21 protein-coding genes and 1 tRNA gene are annotated in these 22,603 nt (G+C 55.0%); 3 read left to right on the forward strand and 19 right to left on the reverse strand.

The window, feature by feature from the left end:
- Window positions 1–445 precede the first annotated feature (445 nt).
- From AC0YNU_RS32375 to AC0YNU_RS32405, 7 genes are all read right to left on the reverse strand, one after another.
- On the reverse strand, window positions 446–1,210 hold the full coding sequence (locus tag AC0YNU_RS32375) for a sugar phosphate isomerase/epimerase family protein (RefSeq protein WP_475764078.1): 765 nt from the start codon (window positions 1,208–1,210) through the stop codon (window positions 446–448).
- Between the two features lie 185 nt (window positions 1,211–1,395).
- The gene (gene eno / locus AC0YNU_RS32380) at window positions 1,396–2,688 is read right to left on the reverse strand and encodes a phosphopyruvate hydratase (RefSeq protein ID WP_161705360.1); all 1,293 of its coding nucleotides are present in this window, start codon (window positions 2,686–2,688) and stop codon (window positions 1,396–1,398) included.
- Between the two features lie 101 nt (window positions 2,689–2,789).
- Window positions 2,790–4,322 carry a 2,3-bisphosphoglycerate-independent phosphoglycerate mutase gene (gpmI, locus tag AC0YNU_RS32385; RefSeq protein WP_475764081.1) on the reverse strand — a complete coding sequence of 511 codons (1,533 nt, stop codon included), beginning with the start codon at window positions 4,320–4,322 and terminating at the stop codon, window positions 2,790–2,792.
- 1 nt (window position 4,323) lies between these two features.
- Window positions 4,324–5,076, reverse strand: coding sequence for a triose-phosphate isomerase (tpiA, locus tag AC0YNU_RS32390; protein ID WP_475764083.1), 753 nt, complete (start codon window positions 5,074–5,076; stop codon window positions 4,324–4,326).
- Between the two features lie 51 nt (window positions 5,077–5,127).
- Window positions 5,128–6,309 (reverse strand): phosphoglycerate kinase, encoded by a 1,182-nt coding sequence (locus AC0YNU_RS32395; RefSeq protein WP_475764085.1) that lies wholly within the window; start codon window positions 6,307–6,309, stop codon window positions 5,128–5,130.
- A gap of 514 nt (window positions 6,310–6,823) precedes the next feature.
- Entirely contained in the window at window positions 6,824–7,828 is a 1,005-nt protein-coding gene (gene gap, locus AC0YNU_RS32400) for a type I glyceraldehyde-3-phosphate dehydrogenase (protein WP_475764088.1), read from the reverse strand.
- Between the two features lie 86 nt (window positions 7,829–7,914).
- Window positions 7,915–8,958: a sugar-binding transcriptional regulator gene (locus AC0YNU_RS32405; protein WP_475764090.1), complete on the reverse strand. Its 1,044-nt coding sequence runs from the start codon at window positions 8,956–8,958 to the stop codon at window positions 7,915–7,917.
- 248 nt (window positions 8,959–9,206) lie between these two features.
- Here AC0YNU_RS32405 and AC0YNU_RS32410 point away from each other — a divergent pair.
- The 3 genes from AC0YNU_RS32410 to sda all read left to right on the forward strand — a co-directional run bounded on the left by AC0YNU_RS32410 (window position 9,207) and on the right by sda (window position 10,694).
- A tRNA-Arg gene (locus tag AC0YNU_RS32410) sits at window positions 9,207–9,281 on the forward strand.
- 263 nt (window positions 9,282–9,544) lie between these two features.
- Complete coding sequence (gene clpP, locus AC0YNU_RS32415; protein WP_475764142.1) at window positions 9,545–10,126, forward strand: ATP-dependent Clp endopeptidase proteolytic subunit ClpP; 582 nt, start codon at window positions 9,545–9,547, stop codon at window positions 10,124–10,126.
- Window positions 10,127–10,367: 241 nt separating this feature from the next.
- Window positions 10,368–10,694, forward strand: coding sequence for a sporulation histidine kinase inhibitor Sda (gene sda / locus AC0YNU_RS32420; protein ID WP_475764092.1), 327 nt, complete (start codon window positions 10,368–10,370; stop codon window positions 10,692–10,694).
- Window positions 10,695–10,866: 172 nt separating this feature from the next.
- Here the strand turns inward: sda and AC0YNU_RS32425 are convergent, their stop codons facing one another.
- From AC0YNU_RS32425 to hisH, 12 genes are all read right to left on the reverse strand, one after another.
- Window positions 10,867–11,640 carry an SIMPL domain-containing protein gene (locus AC0YNU_RS32425; protein ID WP_475764094.1) on the reverse strand — a complete coding sequence of 258 codons (774 nt, stop codon included), beginning with the start codon at window positions 11,638–11,640 and terminating at the stop codon, window positions 10,867–10,869.
- Between the two features lie 194 nt (window positions 11,641–11,834).
- Window positions 11,835–12,104 carry an HPr family phosphocarrier protein gene (locus AC0YNU_RS32430; protein WP_090583454.1) on the reverse strand — a complete coding sequence of 90 codons (270 nt, stop codon included), beginning with the start codon at window positions 12,102–12,104 and terminating at the stop codon, window positions 11,835–11,837.
- Between the two features lie 100 nt (window positions 12,105–12,204).
- Window positions 12,205–13,134 carry a DNA-binding protein WhiA gene (gene whiA, locus AC0YNU_RS32435; protein ID WP_475764096.1) on the reverse strand — a complete coding sequence of 310 codons (930 nt, stop codon included), beginning with the start codon at window positions 13,132–13,134 and terminating at the stop codon, window positions 12,205–12,207.
- Between the two features lie 6 nt (window positions 13,135–13,140).
- A complete protein-coding gene (locus AC0YNU_RS32440; RefSeq protein ID WP_475764144.1) occupies window positions 13,141–14,124 on the reverse strand; it encodes a gluconeogenesis factor YvcK family protein in 984 nt (327 codons plus the stop codon).
- Between the two features lie 7 nt (window positions 14,125–14,131).
- The gene (gene rapZ, locus AC0YNU_RS32445; protein WP_475764098.1) at window positions 14,132–15,019 is read right to left on the reverse strand and encodes an RNase adapter RapZ; all 888 of its coding nucleotides are present in this window, start codon (window positions 15,017–15,019) and stop codon (window positions 14,132–14,134) included.
- Window positions 15,020–15,052: 33 nt separating this feature from the next.
- Window positions 15,053–16,003: an ROK family glucokinase gene (locus AC0YNU_RS32450; RefSeq protein ID WP_475764101.1), complete on the reverse strand. Its 951-nt coding sequence runs from the start codon at window positions 16,001–16,003 to the stop codon at window positions 15,053–15,055.
- Window positions 16,004–16,209: 206 nt separating this feature from the next.
- Window positions 16,210–17,157: a thioredoxin-disulfide reductase gene (trxB, locus tag AC0YNU_RS32455; protein WP_475764103.1), complete on the reverse strand. Its 948-nt coding sequence runs from the start codon at window positions 17,155–17,157 to the stop codon at window positions 16,210–16,212.
- A 31-nt stretch (window positions 17,158–17,188) separates the two neighbouring features.
- Entirely contained in the window at window positions 17,189–18,931 is a 1,743-nt protein-coding gene (locus AC0YNU_RS32460) for a tetratricopeptide repeat protein (protein ID WP_475764105.1), read from the reverse strand.
- A 270-nt stretch (window positions 18,932–19,201) separates the two neighbouring features.
- A complete protein-coding gene (locus tag AC0YNU_RS32465) occupies window positions 19,202–20,152 on the reverse strand; it encodes a ribose-phosphate diphosphokinase (RefSeq protein ID WP_475764146.1) in 951 nt (316 codons plus the stop codon).
- Between the two features lie 340 nt (window positions 20,153–20,492).
- A complete protein-coding gene (gene hisIE / locus AC0YNU_RS32470) occupies window positions 20,493–21,182 on the reverse strand; it encodes a bifunctional phosphoribosyl-AMP cyclohydrolase/phosphoribosyl-ATP diphosphatase HisIE (protein ID WP_475764107.1) in 690 nt (229 codons plus the stop codon).
- Entirely contained in the window at window positions 21,179–21,937 is a 759-nt protein-coding gene (hisF, locus tag AC0YNU_RS32475) for an imidazole glycerol phosphate synthase subunit HisF (RefSeq protein WP_475764109.1), read from the reverse strand. Before hisF ends, hisIE begins: the two co-directional genes overlap by 4 nt.
- Window positions 21,938–21,984: 47 nt before the next feature.
- Window positions 21,985–22,602: an imidazole glycerol phosphate synthase subunit HisH gene (gene hisH, locus AC0YNU_RS32480; protein WP_475764111.1), complete on the reverse strand. Its 618-nt coding sequence runs from the start codon at window positions 22,600–22,602 to the stop codon at window positions 21,985–21,987.
- Window position 22,603 lies beyond the last annotated feature (1 nt).

The raw sequence follows: 22,603 nt of genomic DNA on the forward strand, positions 1-22,603 counted from the left end.
CTCCTCCCCCCGAGACCCGCTGCGCTTGGTGCCTGGCGCTCCCGGGCTCCGGTATTGCGATGGGCGCTCCCGTGGTGCTCCGCACCAAAGTCGCTCCCATTCGCAATACCTTCGCAACAGGGTTTTGGGGGCTTGCCCCCTCATCCCCCGAGACCCGCTGCGCTTGGTGCCTCTCGAGTGCAAAGCTCCGCTGCGCCACTCACATCCAAGTTCAAGCTCCGATATTGCAAATGGCGCTCCCGTGGTGCTTCGCACCAAAGTCGCTCCATTCGCAATACCTGCGCGGCAGGTTTAATGCGTCAACCCCTGGGGCCATGCCCCTTTTTCTTTTCGCCCGCTCCGCTCCTGCCGCTACAGCAAAAAGGGTCCCCTATTCACTCTCAAGCGAGTGATAGGAGACCCCTATAGCCAGTTGCCAGCCGGCAACCCTGGCTAACTAACATCATTAAAAACCGTTTTCGCGGAAAAACGCCAGGCTCATCTTCGCGCTTTCGAGCGACGAGTTCTCGAACTCTTCCTGCTCGACGATGAAGTACTCGATACCGACCTGCTCCGCTACTTTCAGGACGCTCTTCAGATCGACGACGCCTTTGCCGACTTCCGTGTCGCTGCGGCCTTGGCCGAAATCTTTAAAATGCGCCAACGGCACGCGGCCCGCATAACGCGTTACATAATCGACCGGCGTTTGACCGCCCATATGCACCCAGCCCAGATCGAACTCGGCGATCAGGAACTCGGCCGACACCTTCTCCAGCAGCCAATCAATGACCGGTTTGCCGTCCACTTGCTTGAATTCGAAATCATGGTTGTGATAGCCGTATTGGAGGCCCGCTTCCTTCACTTGCTTGCCGGCCGCTTCCAGGATCCCCGCCAGTTTATTGACGTCGTCGATTGTCGGATTCTCCGGCAGCGGAGCCCAAGGCGTAACGATATACTTCAGGCCGAGCTCCTTCGCGTATTCGATTTGCTTATCGAGATCGGCGGAGATCTTCTCCGGTTCGCCGAAATTCAATCCGATATGCGCCGAAGGCGCTTCCAATCCGAGCTCGTCCAATAGCGCTTTCAGCTCTTTGGCCGGCGTGTTGTAGTAACCCGCGAATTCCACGGCCGTGTAGCCCATCTCCGCCACTTTGCGGATCGTGCCTAGAAAATCCTTCTCTGTCTGATCACGAAGCGTGTACAACTGCAAGCTTACTACCGGTTTTGCCACGATATCCACCTCGTTCAAGAGTATAGTCTGCTGCAAACATAAAAAGAGGAGAGCCACAGGTCCTTGCGCCCCGCTTCTCTCCCCTAATTATAGACGCCCCCTCCGGCGATACTACCGTGCCATTTGGGACATTCTTTTGCTTTTTTGGCTTCGTTGCGGGCTAACCCGTACGATGCTGGATTGCTTTATTTGAAGTTCTTCAGGTTGTAGAACGCGCTCTTGCCGGCGTATTGAGCCGTGGAGCCCAATTGGTCTTCGATGCGAAGCAATTGGTTGTATTTCGCGACGCGGTCCGTACGGGACGGAGCGCCTGTTTTGATTTGGCCGGCGTTTGTCGCAACGGCGATGTCAGCGATCGTGCTGTCTTCGGATTCGCCGGAACGGTGCGAGATAACAGCCGTGTAGCCAGCGCGTTTTGCCATTTCGATCGCGTCGAACGTTTCCGTCAGGGAACCGATTTGGTTCACTTTAACGAGGATCGAGTTGCCTACGCCCTTCTCGATACCGTCGGACAGACGCTCCGTGTTCGTTACGAACAGATCATCGCCGACCAGTTGGACTTTGCCGCCCAGTTTGTCGGTAAGCAGCTTCCAACCTTCCCAGTCGTCTTCGGAGCAGCCGTCTTCGATCGTGATGATCGGATATTTGTCAGCCCACGAAGCGAGCAGGTCGACGAATTCAGCCGACGTGAACGAACGGCCTTCGCCTTCCAGGTGGTACTTGCCGTCTTTATAGAATTCCGTCGATGCAACGTCCATGCCCAGGAATACGTCTACGCCCGGCTTGTAGCCAGCGCGCTCGATCGCGGAGATGATCGTCGTGATGGCTTCTTCGTTGGAACCCAGGTTCGGCGCGAAGCCGCCTTCGTCGCCGACTGCCGTGTTCAGGCCTTTGTCTTTCAGAACCGATTTCAGGTTGTGGAAGATTTCAGCGCCGATGCGAAGCGCTTCTTTGAAGCTTTCAGCGCCGACAGGCAGAACCATGAACTCTTGAACGTCGATGTTGTTGTCGGCGTGCTCGCCGCCGTTTACGATGTTCATCATCGGTACTGGCAGTGTTTTCGCATTGAATCCGCCGAGGTACGTGTACAGCGGTACGTCAAGCGCATCGGCTGCCGCGCGCGCGCAAGCCATGGATACGGCAAGAATCGCGTTTGCACCCAGGTTGCCTTTGTTATGCGTGCCGTCCAGTTGGATCATTTTACGGTCGATCAGCACTTGGTCCAGCGCGTCTAGGCCGATGATTTCAGGAGCGATGATCGAGTTCACGTTCTCCACTGCTTTCAGAACGCCTTTGCCGAGGTAACGGGATTTGTCGCCGTCACGAAGCTCAACGGCTTCGTATGCGCCCGTGGATGCGCCGGATGGCACGATTGCGCGGCCTTTGCCGCCGGACTCCAGCATAACTTCGACTTCAACAGTAGGGTTACCGCGGGAATCAAGCACTTCGCGTGCGTAAACGTCAGTAATGATAGACATGTCGAAACACTCCTTCAAATAAGTATTGTTTTGGTTAACGCCGGCAGCGCCGATAACGGCACAGCCGGCTGGTCATTATCGTTACGATTGTACTGTATCTCTTAGCCTTGGACAAGCGACTGGCCGGTCATTTCTTCCGGTTGCTGCAAGCCTGCGAAATGCAGGATCGTCGGAGCGATGTCGGCTAGAATGCCGCCTTCGCGCAGCGGGCCGACTTGTCTGGTCACGATGAACGGAACCGGATTCGTCGTATGGGCCGTAAACGGACGGCCGTTCTCGTCGATGACCATGTCCGCATTGCCGTGATCGGCCGTGATGAGGCATACGCCGCCTTTGGCCAGCACCGCTTCCACGACTTGTCCGAGGCAGGCATCCGTTGCTTCGACCGCCTTGATGGTTGGCTCCAGCATGCCGGAGTGACCGACCATGTCGGGGTTGGCGAAGTTCAGGATGATGACGTCTTGACGGTCGGCTTCGATTTCTTTCACCGCTGCCGCCGCAACTTCATAAGCGCTCATCTCGGGCTGCAAGTCGTACGTTGCGACCTTCGGCGATGGAATGAGAATGCGCGTCTCGCCCGGCAGCTCGTGATCGCGGCCGCCGCTGAAGAAGAACGTGACATGCGGGTATTTCTCGGTCTCGGCGATGCGAAGCTGACGCTTGTTGTTCTGCACGAGCACCTCGCCCAGCGTGTTGTCCAGGTTCTTCGGTTTATACGCGACGAACCCGCCGACCGATTCGCTGAACAGCGTCAGACAGACGAAGTACAGGTTCTTCGGCGCCAGAGGACCGCGGTCGAAGCCGCGGAAATCTTCGTTCGTGAATACTTGCGACAGCTGAATCGCGCGGTCTGGACGGAAGTTGAAGAAGACGACCGCGTCTTCGGATTCCACGGTGCCGACAGGGCTGCCGTCTGCCTCGACGATGACCGAAGGCAGGAAGAACTCGTCGAACACCGACTTCTCGTAGGATTCCGTTATGGCTTGGATCGGATCGGCATATTGCGGGCCTTCGCCGTAAACCATCGCGCGGTACGATTTCTCGACGCGCTCCCAGCGTTTGTCGCGGTCCATGGCATAATAACGGCCTTGCAAGGTAGCGATTCGACCGATGCCGAGTTCTTGGATTTTGGCGATCAGCTGCTCGAGATAACCTTTGCCGCTGTCTGGCGAAACATCGCGACCGTCCAGGAAAGCATGGATGTAAACCTCGTCCAGCTCTTCCTTCTTCGCCAGCTCAAGCAGCGCGAACAGATGTCCGATGTGGCTGTGAACGCCGCCGTCGGACAGCAATCCGTACAGATGCAGCTTCTTGCCGTTCGTTTTGGCATGGCGCACGGCGCCAAGCAACGTTTCGTTGTCGTAAAACTCGCCGTCGCGAATGGATTTACTGATGCGGGTCAAATCCTGATAGACGATTCGGCCTGCGCCGATGTTCAGGTGTCCCACTTCAGAGTTGCCCATTTGACCTTCCGGCAAACCTACCGCTTCGCCGCTCGCCGTGAGCGTCGTATGCGGGAATGTCGCCCAATAGCGGTCGTAATTCGGTTTGTTCGCTTGTGCGACCGCGTTGCCCGTCACGTCGTTACGAAGGCCGAAGCCGTCCAAAATAATCAATGCTACTGGAGCCGTCATTTTACTTCGCCCCCTCGACAAGCTGAATGAAGGAAGCAGGCTCAAGGCTCGCTCCGCCTACCAAGGCGCCGTCGATGTTGGATTGACCCATATATTCGCTTACGTTGTTCGGCTTCACGCTGCCGCCGTATTGAATGCGGACCGCGTTCGCCGTCGCCGCATCGTACAGACCCGCAACGACGCCGCGAATGAACGCGATAACGTCTTCCGCATCTGCCGATGTCGACGATTTGCCCGTTCCGATTGCCCAGATCGGCTCGTAAGCCACGACGACTTCAGCCGCTTGCGCAGCGGACAGACCTTGGAAAGCCGCTTCCGTCTGTACTTTGCACACGCTCTTCGTTTGCTCGGCTTCGCGCTCTTCCAGCTTCTCGCCTACGCAGACGATCGGCGTAAGTCCGTGCTTGAAAGCCGCATGCACTTTCTTGTTCACGATCTCGTCCGTTTCCGCGAAGTAAGCGCGGCGCTCGGAGTGGCCGATGATGACGTATTGCACGCCGAGGTCCTTCAGCATGATGCCGCTGATTTCGCCCGTGTAAGCGCCATTGTCCTCAAAATGGACATTTTGCGCGCCAATTGCGATTGTCGTGCCTTTTGCCGCTTCTACAAGCGCCGGCAGCGTCGTGAACGGCGCGCAGATGACGGTTTCGACGCCGTCTACTTCTGCTTTGCCCTTCACGTCCGCGAAGAATGCCGTCGCTTCGGAAACGGTTTTGAACATTTTCCAGTTGCCCGCAATGATCGGTTTACGCATATCGTAATCGCTCCTTCAGCTAACTTGTCTAACTTGGATTGAATTGCAACCTTATTTATCGTTCAAAGCAACAACGCCCGGAAGCGCTTTGCCTTCCATGAATTCCAGTGATGCGCCGCCGCCAGTGGAGATATGATTCATCTTGTCAGCCAGGTGGAACTTCTCGGCCGCCGCAGCGGAGTCGCCGCCGCCGATAACCGTGTAGCCTTCCGTTTCGGCACAAGCTTGCGCTACTGCGCGGGTACCGTGCGAGAACGGTTCGATTTCGAATACGCCCATCGGTCCGTTCCAAACGACCAGTTTGGACTCCTTGATTACGTTCGCGTAGAGCTCACGCGTTTTCGGTCCGATGTCGATGCCTTCCCAGTCGGCAGGGATGCCGTCAACGTCAACGATTCTTGTGTTGGCGTTCGCGCTGAAGTCGTCCGTTACGACGATATCGACAGGCAGCAGGAACTGTTTGCCTTGTTCTTTCGCTTTGTTGATGAATTCCAAAGCCAGGTCCAGCTTGGAGTTATCGCACAGCGATTTGCCGATTTCGTAGCCTTGCGCCTTGAAGAACGTGTAGGACAGGCCGCCGCCGATGATGACATTGTCCGCGATCTCGATCATTTTGTTGATAACGTCGATTTTGTCCTTCACCTTGGAGCCGCCGACGATCGCCGTGAACGGACGTTCAGGGTTAAGCAGGGCTTTGCCCAGTACGTCCAGCTCTTTCTCCATCAGAAGGCCCGATACTGCCGGAAGGAAGTGAGCAATGCCTTCGGTCGATGCGTGGGCGCGGTGAGCGGCGCCGAATGCGTCATTGACGAACAAGTCGGCCAGGTCGGCAAAAGCTTTCGCCAGTTCCGGATCGTTCTTCTCTTCGCCCTCGTAGAAACGAACGTTCTCGAGCAAGAGCACTTCGCCTTCCTTTAGGTCGGCCACTTGCGCTTTAACGGCTTCGCCGATTGCTTCGTCCGCTTTGGCAACCGGTTTGCCCAGCAGCTCGGACAGACGCTCGCCGGCTTTCGTCAGGCGCAGTTCTTCCACGACTTGACCTTTAGGACGGCCCATGTGGCTTGCCAGAATCACTTTCGCGCCGTTCTCGATCAGATACTTGATGGTCGGCAGCGTCTCGCGGATCCGCGTATCATCCGTAATTGCTCCGTTCTCCATCGGTACGTTAAAATCCACACGAACAAAGACACGCTTGCCTGCCACTTCAACGTTGCGCACACTTTTCTTGTTCATTAGCAGTATTCCTCCCGAGTACCCACGCCGCCGCAAGGCGGAAAAAAGGTCGAAGTTTATTTAAATTCTCCACGCTATCCATCCCGCTTTCTAGCGGGTCTATTTATCTATGTGTAGCGGTGCCGCAGGCACCAGCCATGTGGCACCGCAGGTGACATGCTCTATAAAAGTGGTACCGCAGGTGCCATGAGCACTGTGGTACCGCAGGTGCCATGCTCCTGCCAGGTTCCAGCAGGGAACCGCCATACGCCCTTCCAAGCATCAGCACAGCGCCGATGCGGCCTCCCAGCCTCTCGAACCGCCAAGAACTCTCTTGACCTTCCGGTCGCCCGGGAGCGCCAAAATGGAAGCTTACGCCCCCGCGGAGCCCCGCAGGGCGGAGCAACAAGGGCGTATGGCGGGCCCCCATAAACCACCGCGAAGGAGCTGCAACAGGCAGCTCCTTCGCCAAACGTCGGGTGTCCAGAGGGGGACCCTTGGAATCCCCCTTACAAAGGGGGACTTAGGGGATGTCCTACAGACCTTTCGACGCGATATATGCAGCCAGGTCAACGACGCGGTTGGAGTAGCCCCACTCGTTATCGTACCAGGAAATGACTTTGACCATGTTGCCTTCAACAACCATCGTCGACAGCGCGTCGATCGTGGAGGAAGCTGGGTCGTGGTTGTAGTCGCTCGATACAAGCGGCTCTTCGGAGTAGTTCAAGATGCCTTTAAGGGAAGTTTCGGAAGCGTCTTTCAGCGCTGCGTTAACTTCTTCGACCGTAACGTTGACTTTCAGCTCGGCAACCAGGTCGGTTACGGAAACGTTAGGCGTAGGAACACGCATAGCCATGCCGTTCAATTTGCCTTTCAGCTCAGGCAGTACAAGGGATACTGCTTTTGCAGCGCCTGTCGAGGAAGGAATGATGTTCTCTGCGGCAGCGCGAGCACGGCGCAGGTCTTTATGTGGTACGTCAAGCACGGATTGATCGTTCGTGTACGAGTGGATCGTAGTCATCATACCTTTAACGATACCGAACTTGTCGTTAAGAACTTTTGCGAATGGAGCCAGACAGTTCGTTGTGCAAGATGCGTTGGAGATAATCGTGTGGGCAGCTGCATCGTATTTCTCTTCGTTAACGCCCATTACGATCGTGATGTCTTCGTTGGAAGCTGGTGCGGAGATGATAACTTTCTTCGCGCCGCCTTTCAAGTGAAGCTCGGCTTTTTCTTTCGCTGTGAAAATACCTGTGGATTCAACAACGATTTCAGCGCCTACGGATGCCCAAGGAAGGTTCTCAGGGTTGCGTTCAGCAAAAACTTTGATTTCGCGGCCGTTTACGATCAGCGCGCCTTCTTTAGCTTCAACCGTACCATCAAGCTTGCCGTGCGTCGTGTCATATTTAAGAAGGTGAGCCAGCGTGTTCGTGTCCGTCAGATCGTTTACTGCGACGATTTGCACATCCGGGTTGTTCAATGCTGCGCGGAATACGTTACGACCGATACGACCAAATCCGTTAATACCAACTTTTACCATTTTTGTTTCCTCCTAGACATGATTTCATTTATCTCAAGACGATATTCCGAAAGGCCGGCGGGCCGTCCGAGTCGTCAAGATCACATTCATATAACGTTCGTTTCCTTGTCGATGATTGCCGCGATTTCGAGCGCGGCGGATTCATCCGTTACCAGCACGTCATCATGGCCGAAACGCATGACGGCCGCGATAGCCTCGCCTTTGCTCCGTCCGCCTGCGATTGCGATGACGACCTCGGTATCCATGATGTCTTCCAGCCGCAAGCCTGCGGTGAGCATCTTATGGACAACCGCACCGTTCCGGTCGAAATAATAACCGAACGACTCTGCAAGCGCGCCTTCCGCATTCATGGCATCCACGACCGTGTCGTCCACGCGTCTGCGCCGGGCCATTACCATAGCGTCCCCGATGCCGTGAATGACGATGCGGGCGCTGCGGATCACTTCGACGATCTCGCGCACGTTGGGCTCCTGCATTAAGGAGGTATATGCTTCTTCACCTAAATGATCAGGCACGTGAAGCATTCGGTACTGCGCACCCGTTCGCTTCGCCATGGTGGAAGCGATCGTATTCGCTTGGTAATCCAGGCTTTCACCCAGTCCTCCGCGCGCCGGAACGAACAAATTCCCTCTCAGCGGCGTTTGGGACGTCAGTTGATTCGCCACTTGGGCAAGCGTCGATCCACCGGTTACGGCGACGACATCGTTATTGCCCATGGCTTTGCCAAGTACGGCGCAGCCAGCTCTGCCAAGCTCTCGCCTTGTAACAAGCGATTCATCGGAATCCCCCGAAACGATGACCACCTGCTGCAAGCCGAAATACTTGCGGATCTTCTCCTCCAGCTCCGACAACCCGAACATCGCTTTGTAAAGCGGCTCCATCTCTTCCAATAGACGTTTGCCCGCTTCACTGATTCGCATGCCCGCAGCATCGATGATGAGCAGCTCCTGCGCCTTCAAAAAATCCGTCTCCGCGCGGAGTACCCGTTCCGTCATCTCCAATGAAGTGGCAAGCGAACGCCGTCCGATCATATCCGAGAGCATCACCTGGCGCAAAATGAGGTACCGCTTGCGCATGACGACAAGCAAGTCCGGCAGAAGCTGTTGTTGTATAGCGATGAGTGCGTGCATCTTTTCAACATCCACTCCTGTTGCAGAAGAGCTGGGTCAATCCGTTGGGACGCTGCGAATATCATGGACATAAAATGTCCCGCATGATCGTTTTAAGTCCCACCACTATTGTAACCCATCCGGTTGGAGGGGGCAAGGTCGGTTTGCCGAATGAAAACGATTACTGTCACGATTTGAACAAATTTATTTTCGAGCATGGTCTTGCTTTTACGCCAGGGATCCCCTATAATCATATTTACTGTCACTGTGCGCCCGTGGTCCAATGGATATGACGTAGGCCTCCGGAGCCTGAGATCGAGGTTCAATTCCTCGCGGGCGCGCCAATTACCTTTCGAACATTCTTATACTGCAAATATCGAGGACTTCCGTTAACGCGGAGGTCCTTTTTGCATGCTTTGGCCCCTTGCCACCTCAATCAGCATCTCCAATTCCACCGCAATGTAACCTTGCAGCCGCATGGTTTTCAAGCGTTTCATTCGCTATTTGACCTTCTTTGACTTTTGATGTTTTATCCGTTATGATGAGCTTACACGCATTAATCAACACTCAACCATTTTTGCTTTAGGAGGGAATTACGATGGAATCGATGAATTTCGTACCCATGGTTATTGAGCAGAGCAACCGCGGAGAGCGCGCTTACGACATCTACTCCCGTTTGCTGAAGGATCGGATTGTATTCCTCGGCACGCCTGTCAACGACATGGTCGCCAACTCCATTATCGCGCAGCTGCTGTTCTTGGCGGCGGATGATCCCGAAAAAGACATCTCGATCTACATCAACAGTCCTGGCGGTTCGGTCTCGGCAGGCCTCGCTATATTCGATACGATGAATTTCATTAAACCCGAAGTCTCGACGATCTGCGTCGGCATGGCTGCATCGATGGGCGCTTTCCTGCTTGCGGCTGGCGCCAAAGGCAAGCGTTACGCGCTTCCTAACAGCGAAGTCATGATCCACCAGCCGCTCGGCGGCGCGCAAGGCCAAGCCAGCGACATCGAGATTCGCGCGAAGCATATCCTGAAGACACGCGATACGCTGAACCGCATTCTCGTGGAACGCACCGGACAGTCGCTTGAGAAAATCGAACGCGACACCGACCGCGACTACTTCATGTCCGCTGCAGAAGCTGCGGCTTACGGCTTAGTCGATAAAGTCATCGAGAAGCTATAAGAACAGGCATCTGCATCATCGCAATCCAATCAAAGAGCGCTCTTCCCTCCAAGGAAGAGCGCTCTTTTGTTTCGTTGTCTTTATTTTAAAATCATAATTCTTTGTGTTTGTCAACAACTTTTCAACCTGCCGAACGGTTAAGGACGTTACCTTCAAATCGTGTTAATATGTACTAAATGATTCCAATTTCAACTTGATTTAGGCTACTGCACGGAAATCTATAATACGGAGTTGCACACGCATGAAACTTACGAACCCATTCGCAAGTGTGCGAAATTTCATTCGATCCACTCACCCAGGCAGCAATGCATATACGCCATACGCACCGACGTTCGAACCGAATTTCCAGCACACGTCCGATGAAGAACCCGATACGCACAACTTGTTCCTGCCGATGCAGGACAGGTCCCTGCTGCTGCGCCCGCTTAGCGATTCTCACTTGATCGAAGTGTACCAAGAGGCTAAGGCCATGCAGCTTTCCGAAGAATTCATCGCACTGATCGAACACGCGCTCGAGCAGCGCGGTCTAAGCAGCCACCTGAACGAGGACCGCAAATCCTTGGCTTAATCTCACCTGTTCGGCAATAGGCAGATCGTACTCCGCTATCGGAATACGATCTGCCTTTTTCAACGTTCCTGAACGGAGGAGTCTCCCTCTCCGTGTCTGCGCTCATGGGCGAGAAAAGAACCGTGCCGTCGGCCAATTGGTCGATAGCACGGTTCTTTGCAGCTTCTATAGCTTATTGCATTTCGTAAACGACCGTGATGTCGGTCGTCACCGTAATCTCCCCGGTTTGCACGCTCGTGCTCGGAGCGCCTGCGGCCGAATCCGCCGCTGCCGCCATTTCGCCTTTACCGTAGAAGATCGGCCCGCTGTTCGCGCTGTTTTGCGTGATCGTGAGGACCTCTTTCACTTGTTTGCCGGCTGCTTTGGCAAGCGTCTCTGCTTTGGCCTTCGCATTAGCCATTGCTTTGTCGAGCGCCTGCAGCTCGTATTGATCCTTCTTCTCCGTGTCGAATTGCACCCCGTCTACGCGATTGGCGCCCGACGCGGACAGATCGTCCAGCAGCTTGCCGATGCCTTCCAGGTCACGGGATGTCACTTGAATGTTGTGAACCGCCAGGTATCCTTTGATTTTGCTCGTGCCGTCCTTGCTGTTATATTCATATTCCGGCTGTACGTAGAAGCCCGTCGTCTTCACGTCCTTCGTCGCCACCTTATACGTGCCGTACAGCAGCTTCGTCAGCCCCGCGAACTGCGTTGCATTCTTCGACTGCGCTTCCTTCGCAGTCGCCGCGCGCGCTTCCACCGCGACATTCAAGTAAGCCACGTCCGGCGCCGTCTTGAGCTCGCCATTGCCGGATACCGTAATCGTGCTTTTCTGTATTATCGCACTGTTATCCACCGCATATACCGGCTTGCTGCCATGTCCTGCACCCCCAAGCACCGCACCCACTCCTACCGCCAACGCCAATACCGGCACCAGCGCCCATTTCGGCTTCACCATTTTCATAACCCACCGCCCCTTTTCCATCATTAGGTAGTTCTACTGTAACAGACGCGCGATGTATGGCCGATGTTGCGCTTTCACCGTAAAATATTGTTCTTCTCCGGACAGCAAAAGAACTGCCTAAAAAGAAAAAACCCCCGAATGGGAGTTTCCTCGTATCGAAATGAACAGCCCCGAAAGCGGCCGCTATTCCGTCATTATTGATTCTCGAGTTCTTCCTTGCTGACCAGGTTAACTAAAGCGGTTACAGCTTGGTCGGCATCCGAACCTTCCGCGCTAATAGTGACCTCAGTGCCTGAACTAATAGCAAGGCTCATAATCCCCATAATCGATTTTGCGTTCACTTTTTTATCGTCTTTCTCAACAAAGACCTCGGAAGAAAACTTGTTCGCTTCCTGAACAAAAAGTGCGGCCGGTCTTGCATGAAGACCTGTCTTCAGTCGAACGACAACCGGATGCCTTGTCATGGAAACCTTACCCCCTATACGAAATTCATCCCTTACAAGCATTCAAACGTCATTTTATTCACTATTATACCACTTTTACGCTTTGTACACTAGCCTTGGCCTAACCATTCCTTAATTTTTCCGCAAGCTCATCGATTTTACGCAAACGATGGTTGACGCCCGACTTGCTCACTTTTCCTTTGAGCATCTCGCCGACTTCCGTTAAATTCAGGTCTGGATGACTCATCCTTATATTCGCTACCTCGCGGAGCTTCTCGGGCAGTGAATCCAGCCCGACCTCCCGTTCCAGCAGCTTGATATTATCGATCTGGCGGACAGCCGCACCGATCGTTTTATTCAAATTTGCCGTCTCGCAGTTCACGATACGGTTGACGGAGTTACGCATATCCCGCATGATTCGGACATCCTCGAACTTGAATAACGCTTGATGCGCGCCGACGATGCTGAGGAGCTCGATGATTTTCTCGCCCTCTTTCATGTAGAAGATGAACCCCTTCTTCCGTTCGATGCAGCGGGCGTTCAGATCAAACTTGTTCGCCAGCTCTACGAGCGCCTGACAGTGCTCTTCGTACATCGTAGCGATTTCCAAGTGGTACGAGGATCCCTCCGGATTGTTCACGGATCCTCCCGCCAGGAAAGCGCCCCGCAAATAGGAACGTTTGCAGCACGACTTCCGAATGATTTCCCGGTCGATGCCCTGATTGAACATGAATCCCTCGGATACGATTTTGAGATCGCTCAAAATTTCCTGAACCCTGGAAGGGATACGGACGATATAAACATTGTTCTTCTTCAGCCTCATTTTCTTGCGAACCAGCAGCTCCGTATGCACGGCAAACTGTTTCTTGATGAGGGAGTAAATCCGCCTTGCGATAGCTGCGTTTTCCGTCGAAATATCGAGGATGACTTTACGGCTGGACACCGAGACCGAACCGTTCATACGAATCAGCGCTGACAGCTCTGCCAGCTCGCAGCACGGATCCGCTTCGATGAGCGTCAATTCTTTTTTGGTTTGTCCCGCAAAAGACACGTACCCTCACCTCTTTCGTTGCATCCAGTTTTCCACAAGCTGATAAATATGGTGGCTCAGCCTTGCCGCGTCATGCCGCAAATAAGTGCGGAACAAGACGAGCTTGTCGGCAATGACTTCATAGCCGCGGCGTTTGACTTCTTCCAGATCCAAATGCACGGCCTTCGCGCCCATTTCGGCGTATTTCTGCTGTACCTGCTCCGGAATTTCGCCGTCGTTCACAATAACATAGTCGAACAGGTGGTGGCCGATATGTGCATGCACAGCCGCCAAATGGTCGCTTACCGAATAGTTATCCGTCTCGCCGGGCTGCGTCATGACGTTGCAGACGAAGATCTTGACGGCGTCCGATTCCACGATGCTCTGCGCGAGCTTCGGCACGAGTAGATTGGGAATAATGCTCGTGTACAAGCTGCCTGGCCCAATCAGTATAGCATCCGCCTCGCGAATCGCCTCAACCGCTTCCTCCAGCGGCTCGACATCGGCCGGCTCGATAAAGACCCGCTTGATCGCTTTGCCTGCTTTCGGAATATTGGACTCGCCCGTAATGATCGTCCCATCGACGGTTTCGCCCTTCAGCACGATCGCTTCGCCGGCTGCGGGAAGCACGCGTCCCCGAACGGCCAGCACCTTGCTGAGCATGCGTACCCCGGAGACGAAATCGCCGGATATATCCGTCATCGCCGCCAGCATCAGGTTGCCCAAGCTATGACCCGCCAGACCGGTTCCGGAATTAAACCGGTACTTCAGCATGTCGGAGAGCAAAGGTTCCACGTCGGCTAGCGCAATCAGGACACTCCGAATATCGCCCGGAGGGGGCATTTGCAATTCGCTGCGGAGAATACCGGAGCTGCCGCCGTCATCCGCGACCGTGACGATCGCGGTGATATCGAGCGGCTTCTCCTTTAATCCCCGCAGCATAACCGATAGTCCCGTACCGCCGCCTATGACGACAATACGGGGCTGTTGTTCTTTCTTACGTTCTGCCATGCTGCGCTCAGCTCCGATCACGATCTGCATCTCGATGACTGACACGAACGATCTCCGTATCGCTGCTGCCGAGCATGCGGCCTAGATATTCCGCAATGGCAACCGAACGGTGTTTCCCGCCGGTACAGCCGATACCGATGACGACCTGGCTCTTGCCTTCCTTGCTGTACAGAGGAATCAAGAATTGCAGCATATCCAGCAGCTTCGTAAGAAAGGTCTGCGTCTCCGGCCACTTCATCACGTACTCGTAAACCTCGGGATCCTGACCCGTGTTAGGACGCAGATGATCGACGTAATGCGGATTGGGCAGGAAACGGACATCGTAGATCAAGTCGGCGTCGATCGGAATGCCGTATTTGAATCCGAAAGACGTCACGTTAACCGAAATCGTGCTGATATCGGTATTCGTGAACCGGGATATGATCCGTTCCTTGAGATGCGCGGGCTTCAGGTTGCTCGTATCGATAACCTGCGTCGCCCAGCCCTTCAGATCCTCCAGCATCCGGCGTTCCAGCTTGATCCCTTCAAGCGGAAGGCCTTCGGTTGCCAGCGGATGCATCCGGCGGCTTTCCTTATAACGCTGAACGAGCACGCTGTCGGTCGCATCGAGGAACAGAATTTCGTACCCGATCGTATAATGCTCCTTCACATAGCTGAGAGATTCCGACAAAGCCGTAAAAAACTCGCGTCCGCGCAGGTCGATCACAAGCGCCACTTTGCCGATTTTGCCGTTGGATTGCTCGATCAGCTCGGCAAACTTCGGAATGAGCACCGGCGGTAAATTGTCGACGCAGAAAAACCCGAGGTCCTCCAGGCTCTGCACCGCGATCGTCTTGCCGGCACCGGACATGCCCGTGATGATGACGAGTCTAGCCTTCGCTGTCCCTGCTTCCATCGTCAATCCCTCCTTAAACCGAAACCCTATAAACTATGAACGGATAATAAGGCCTGCAGCGCCAACGACGCCTGCGTCATTGCCTAGAATAGCCGGCACGATCTCTACGCCTTCTTGCGCCATGGCAGGCGTCGATTTACGGAATACGTCGCGGATTTGCTCGAACAGGAACTCGCCCGCCTTGGATACGCCGCCGCCGATAATGAAACGCTGCGGGTTAAGCACGACGGCAACGGTTGCCATCGATTTGCCTAAGTAGAATGCTGCACGGTTAACGATGCGTGCCGCAACTTCGTCGCCGGCTTTCGCCGCGTCGATAACGTCTTTGGCCATGATGTTCTCGACGAACGACAGCGAGGTACGGTCACCGCGCTCTACGGCGTCTTTGGCCATGCGGATAATGCCCGTCGCGGAAGAAACCGTCTCTAGGCAGCCCTTGTTGCCGCAGCCGCATTGGATCGCTTCCAAATCCGGCACGATCGCCATATGTCCGAGCTCGCCGGCCATGCCTTTGGAGCCTTCGACGATTTTGCCGTTAATGATAACGCCGCCGCCGACACCCGTTCCCAGCGTATAGCATACGCAATCCGAAATGCCGCGACCGGCACCAGCCCAAGCTTCGCCCAGCGCAGCTACGTTCGCGTCGTTGTTCACAAGCACTCTCTTGCCAAGCTTCTCTTCCAAAATATCTTTAAGCGGTACATTATCAAAGAACAGGTTGACCGATTTGTGGACGAAACCGCGCGGAATGTCCAAGAAACCGGCAATGCCGATACCAACGCCTTCGACCTGCTCCCACTCATACGGAGACTGCTCGACGATCAGGCGAGCGTAAGCCGCGATGTTCTCGCATACGTTGTCGGAGCCTTTCTCGACTTCCGTCGGTCCTTCATACGTATGCAGTAACGCGCCTTCAATATTGCAAATGCCTACTTTGATGGACGTACCGCCAATATCAACGCCAACGACAATTTTCTCAGACATTAATGGGCCACCTCTATACTAATATAAGGATCTAGTGTTGCTTTCGTTCCAACTAAAACTATAAGCGAACGCTACCAACTGGTCAAGAATAAGCCGTCCGGGCAAAAGAGTCCTCGTGTCGGGCATGCCCGCTTACATGAAGCGACGCTGTTCGATAGTTCGAACAGCGTCCTCGATACTCTCTACGTCGACCGGCGAACCGGCAATTACAGCGATTGGCTCCAGTCGTGAACCGCGTGGCCTTCGAGGAATTTCTCGCAGTCCAGCGCCGCCATGCAGCCGCTTCCCGCCGCCGTGATGGCTTGACGGTATTTGTGATCCTGTACGTCGCCGCAGGCGAAGATGCCCGGGATGTTCGTTTCCGACGTGCCTGGCTTGACGACCAGGTAGCCCGTCTCGTCCGTTTCGAGCTGGCCGTTCAGGAACTTCGTATTCGGGGTGTGGCCGATCGCGACGAAGATGCCGTTCGTCTCAATGACTTCCTCTTCGCCCGTCTCGTTGTTCTTCACCTTCAGCCCCGTTACGCCCATGCCGTTCGCTTCGACTTCAAGCGGCGTGCGGTCCAGCGCCCAGCTGATTTTGCTGTTCTCGCGAGCGCGGTCCTGCATGATCTTGGATGCGCGCATCTCAGGACGGCGATGAACGAGCACGACTTCGGATGCGAAGCGCGTCAGGAAGTTCGCTTCCTCCATGGCGGAGTCTCCGCCGCCGACGACGATGATCTTCTTGCCGCGGAAGAAGAAGCCGTCGCAGGTCGCGCACGTGCTTACGCCGCGTCCGACATTCTCGCGTTCATTCGTGATGCCCAGATACTTCGCGGATGCACCGGTCGAGATGATCAGCGCTTCGGCTTGCAGCTCGCCTTGACCTTCCACTTGCAGCGTGAACGGGCGTTTGGAGGTGTCGACGGAATTGACCCAGCCCGTGCGGAATTCAGCGCCGAAGCGCTCCGCTTGCTTGCGCATGTTGGCCATCAAATCCGGTCCCATAATGCCTTCCGGGAATCCAGGGAAGTTCTCGACCTCTGTCGTCGTCGTCAGTTGGCCGCCCGGTTCCGGACCTTCGATAACCAGGGGGTTCATATTGGCGCGTGCCAAGTAAATGGCCGCCGTCAGTCCCGCAGGACCGGTTCCGATAATGATTGCTTTGTACACGAATGTTTCCTCCTTTGCGTTTGAAGCTCCCTTATTCGCGATGATCCGCAAGTGCCGGGAAAGTCATTCTCATCTTTTCCTTAATGCCGCATATTTCATCAATGCGCTTGGCGCATTTGCTGACAGTCGCGATCGAGATGCCGTACCGCTGCGAAACCTCGTGGTACGAAATTTCACGGCGATGCATTTTGGCGGTCAAATATTCCAGCGCCGCTGCCCAGCCCTCTACTTTCCCGAGCTTCGGCACGTCGGGGTACACTCGCGACAAGAACTCGATCCACAGCGTGAGCAGGTCATGCTGCTGGACAAGGTCATAATGCTTATTCATGTGCGCGAGAGCGGATTCCAGCACGGACTGCCATTTGTCTTCCCAGATCGGCAGGCGGGACGGCATCCGGCTGTGCTCGATGACCGTTTCCTTGCCCTCGAGAATGGCACGGAGCGATTCATGCACGCCGATGGAGCGAAGCACAAAGATCGCAATCCGTTTCAAATAGTCGTCTTCCTGCGGCTCGACGATAAAGTCGCGCAGCGCATCCTTCACTTCGTTGTCGGCGATCATGCCGAGCGCTTGAATCACCTGCAGCTTCGTATGACGGTCGCCGTGACGCAGCGCCCAGAAGAAGGACGACCGCACGAGGGGATCCCGCTTCATATGATCCGGCAGCGATTCCGTCGATTTCTCCCACAGCTTGAACTGTTCTTCGAACGGCAAGTGATAGTGATAGCTCGCCGGAGCCGCATGCTGACCGTTCTCCATACGATCCAACTGCTCCAGATAATAACCGGGCACATGAGAATCCGTGTCCATCTTCTTCACTTGCTGCCACAGGCGGCGCGCTTCATCGTAACGCCCCATATTGCTGGCCGCGACGGCTGCGTAATGGTACAGACAAGGGTCGGATTTCAACGCGCCGTCCTTCAAGAGACGCATGAAATGGCGGTAAGCCTCGCCGTGTTCTCCTAGAATGCCCATTGTCGTCGCCAGCTTAAACACGTGTTCCTGGTGGAAAGGCACGGTTTTGCACAGCATTGAGACAAGCGGCGCAAGCTTCTCTTTGTCTTCCGCATGCTGGTAGAAGATCGCCAGATTGCTAAGGGCATGCAAATTGCCCGGCTCCTGTTCCAGCACCTGCTTAATCGTCGCCATGGCTTTATCGAAGATCCCCATGTAGTAATAGGCCAAGGCCAGGTTATTCCGTGCGGCCAGGAAGTCGGCATTCTTCTCGACGATGCTCTCGAGCAGGCGAACCGCCTCCACGAATTTGCCTTCTTCCAGCATCGCCCTTGCCTGGTCATGTTCGAAGAATCCTTCGCGCGCCTTGATAAACGCGAGCTTCGTGGGACGTTCCAGCTCGAAGTGGAGCAGTTCCATCATCTCTTCCGCTTCGTCAAGGAACTGCCCTTCGGCGTCTTCCTCTAGATAGCGGATAAGCGATTCTTCAGCCGCTTCATACATTTCCATGTTGGCGAAATTGTTCGCCATATAAAAATGACATTCCGTCATTTCAGGATCCAGCTCGTCAACTATCGACAGAAGAATACGATTGGATTCCTCGTAATTCCCCATTTCAGACAAAATTCCCGCCATATTGCAATGGTTGACGGGATTTTCCGGTTCGTATTCGGCCGCGCGCCGGAAATATTTCAGTGCCTTGTCATAATGATAACGATCCATCGAGCGCACCGCACGCTCGAAGAAGAACGTTGCGTCCCACTGAATCGGAATGATTTTCGTGCTGCGGCTGGCTAGCGCAATTTTCTTTTCTTTCATAACACAAGGCACCTCCTTTGGCTGCATACCCGAGCAGCGAACGTAGTTTGCGACCAGGGTCGGTTGTACAGACGAACAGGTCCTCATATGTGCAATCGAATGATGCACGCCAGTACGACCGATCCCGTACAAAGTTTCTACGATTATACCATAGCGCGGCCTATCCTTACACGAAAGAATATGTGGCAAATCGCGGGCAGCTGCCCGCGATTCGAGGTTGGTGGCCGCATGCCGCAGCCGTATTTTGGCTCTTGAATAGCTTGGCCGATGCTAGATACCGGCGTTTTTGAAGAGCGTGCTGATGGAGCCGCCTTCGATAATGATCCGCGTCGTTTCCGCCAGGATCGGGGCAACCGACAGTACCGTGAAACGATCGGAACGGTTGTCCGGAAGGGCGATCGTATCGGTGACGATCACTTCTTTAATATTGGGATGGTCCAATCGCTGCAGGGCAGGGCCGGAGAAGAGCGGATGCGTTGCGCATACGTACACGTCCTCGGAGCCGCGTTCTTTGAGGCCTTCCACGACGTTGACGATCGTGCCGCCCGTATCGATCATATCCTCGATAATAATCGGCGTGCCGCCCTCGACATCGCCGATGACGTGGGTGATGTTGGACTCGTTGTGGGCTTGACGTTTCTTAATCATGATCGCGAACGGCGCATCCAGGTAGTTCGCCAGCTTCTCCGCCGTCGACGCACGGCCGGCATCCGGGGATACGACGACCGGATTCTTGATGTTCTTCGATTTCAGGTAGTCGCTGATCAGGTCAAGACCTGTCAGGTGATCCACCGGTATATTGAAGAACCCTTGAATCGCCGGCGCATGAAGATCGATCGTAATGACCCGCGTCGCGCCGACTGTCGTCAGCACGTCAGCAAGCATTTTGGCCGAGATCGGTTCGCGCGGAGCCGCTTTGCGCTCTTGGCGCGCATAGCCGTAATAAGGCACGATGATGTTCACGGTACGGGCGGAAGCGCGCTTCGCCGCATCGATCATGACGAGCAATTCGACAAAATGATCGTTGATGGGATGCGAGAACGACTGAACCAGAAATACGTCGCAGTTACGAATCGTCTCCTCGTAATGGACGTAGATCTCGCCGCTTTTAAACCGGGACACCTTGATTTTTCCGAGCGGGAGCCCGAGCTCTTCGCTGATACGTTCAGCCAATTTTGGATTCGAGGAACCCGAGAAAATACGCAGCTTGTCGCTAAACAACATAATACCCTCCTGAGCGATTGGACCACTAAATTATAATGCTTGTTCCTTACATACGTTTGGGAGACAGAATGGTAACAACCGTCTCGCCGGCATATTCCAACCTACTTGTTTCGACAACCTTCATTATACATGGAATTAATAATAATTCAAAAAAGGATCGCTTGGCATGGCTTGCCGCCAGCGGTTCCTTGCCTCTATAAACCGGTCAAGATCGTGCCTTTACGGCTGATCGCGCCTTCTTTCCTCTTCGCAAGCACTTTCTGAAGGCACTGAACGCGACAGAACCGAGCGCACGGAGTCCACGGCTCGGTTAAGGCGGCAGGTTTTCCAAATTTAGCTAGGAAGATTTCTTAGGCTTATTGTGGCGAAGGCCAAGCTCTGCCATGACCTCGTCAAGCGACAGCCCGCGTTCGCGCAGCAGCACCATCAGGTGGAAAATGAGATCGCTCGTCTCGCACCGAAGCTCGTCGTTGTCCTTGTTCTTGGCCGCGATGATGACTTCCGCCGACTCCTCGCCAACCTTCTTGAGGATCTTGTCGACGCCTTTCTCGAACAAGTACGTCGTATAGGCGCCTTCCGGACGTTCGACGTAACGCTGCGCGATCGTCGCTTCCAGTTGGTTCAGCATCGCGAAGCGGTCGCTGGATTGTTGGAACGCGCTTGCGCCTGCTTCCGTTCCTTTCACGCCTTGGATCTCGCCCGTAAAGCAGCTGTACGATCCCGTATGGCAAGCCGGACCGTTCTGCTCTACGCGTACGAGCAGCGTATCGCCGTCGCAGTCGTAGTGCATGGAGACGATGCGCTGCGTATGCCCGCTGGTCGCTCCTTTATGCCATAGCTCGCTGCGCGAACGGCTCCAGAACCACGTCTCGCCCGACTCCACGGAAAGCTTCAGCGATTCCTGGTTCATGTACGCCATCATCAGCACTTCTTTGCTCGCGACATCCTGTACGATTGCCGGGACCAGGCCCGCCTCGTTCCATTTGATCTCCGCCGCTGCAGCTTCCAAAGTATTACCTGTGCTCATCGAATCTCGACCCCTTTCTGCCGCAAGTCGTCCTTCACATCGCGGATCGTCATTTCTTTATAGTGAAAAATCGTCGCCGCAAGGCCAGCGTCCGCATGCCCCTGCAGGAATACATCGTGAAAATGCTCCACTTTCCCCGCGCCGCCCGAAGCGATGATGGGAATGCCGAGCGAGTCGGACACGGCCCGCGTCAGCTTCAGGTCGAAGCCGTCCTTCGTCCCGTCCGCGTCCATGCTCGTGAGCAGGATTTCACCGGCTCCGAGCTGTTCGACTTCTTTGGCCCAGGCCAGCGCCTTGATGCCCGTCGCCGTCCGTCCGCCGTGCGTATAGACTTCCCATTCGCCCCAGGCCGGATTGAACTTCGCGTCGATCGCAACCACGATGCACTGGGAGCCGAATTTCTTCGCTCCGTCCCGGACCAGCGATGGATTCTTCACGGCCGCCGTGTTGATGCCGATCTTGTCGGCTCCTGCGCGCAATAGCCGCTTCATATCATCCACGTGGGAAATACCGCCGCCGACCGTGAACGGAATCGTAATTTCGCCGGCCGTCCGTTTGACGACCTCTACCATCGTCGCGCGTCCTTCTACCGAGGCCGAAATATCCAGAAACACCAGCTCGTCCGCGCCTTCTTTATCATAAATCGCGGCCAACTCGACGGGATCGCCGGCGTCGCGCAGGTTGACGAAGTTCACGCCTTTGACGACGCGCCCGTCCTTCACGTCCAGACAGGGGATAATCCGTTTGGCTAACATTCGGGATCCTCCCTTCTACTCATTTTATAGGTGCAGCCTAACCGTGACTAACGGGCGTCAGCCGTCCCCGTAAGAGCGAGAAAATTACGCAGCAGGCTCATGCCGAGATCGCCGCTTTTCTCCGGATGGAACTGCATGCCGTACACGTTGCCGTTGCCGACGATCGCGGTCACTTGGCCGTTATAATCCGTTGTCGCCAGCAGATCGCTCTCGCGCTCCGGCTTGGCATGATAAGAGTGCACGAAGTATACATGGCCCTGCTCAAGACCCGCGAACAATGGCGTTTCTTGAAGGAAGTCCAGCTTGTTCCAACCCATGTGCGGCACCTTGAAATCGCCTTTGAACCGGATGACCTTGCCCGGCAGCAAGTTTAATCCTTGATGCGGTCCGTACTCCTCGCTTTCGCTGAACAACAGCTGCATGCCGAGACAAATCCCAAGAAGCGGTTTGCCGGATGCCGCGTAATAACGCGTCACCTCGTCGAGACCCGTATTCCGCAGGTTCTGCATCGCGTCGCCGAAAGCTCCGACCCCCGGCAAAATAGCCCCGTCCGCCTCCATGATTTCTTTTGCGTCCGCCGTCACGACCGCCTCGTATCCGAGCCGCTCCACCGCCTTGCTGACGCTGTGCAGGTTCCCCATGCCGTAATCGATGATCGCGATCATC

This window comes from Paenibacillus sp. J31P316, from assembly GCF_056269105.1.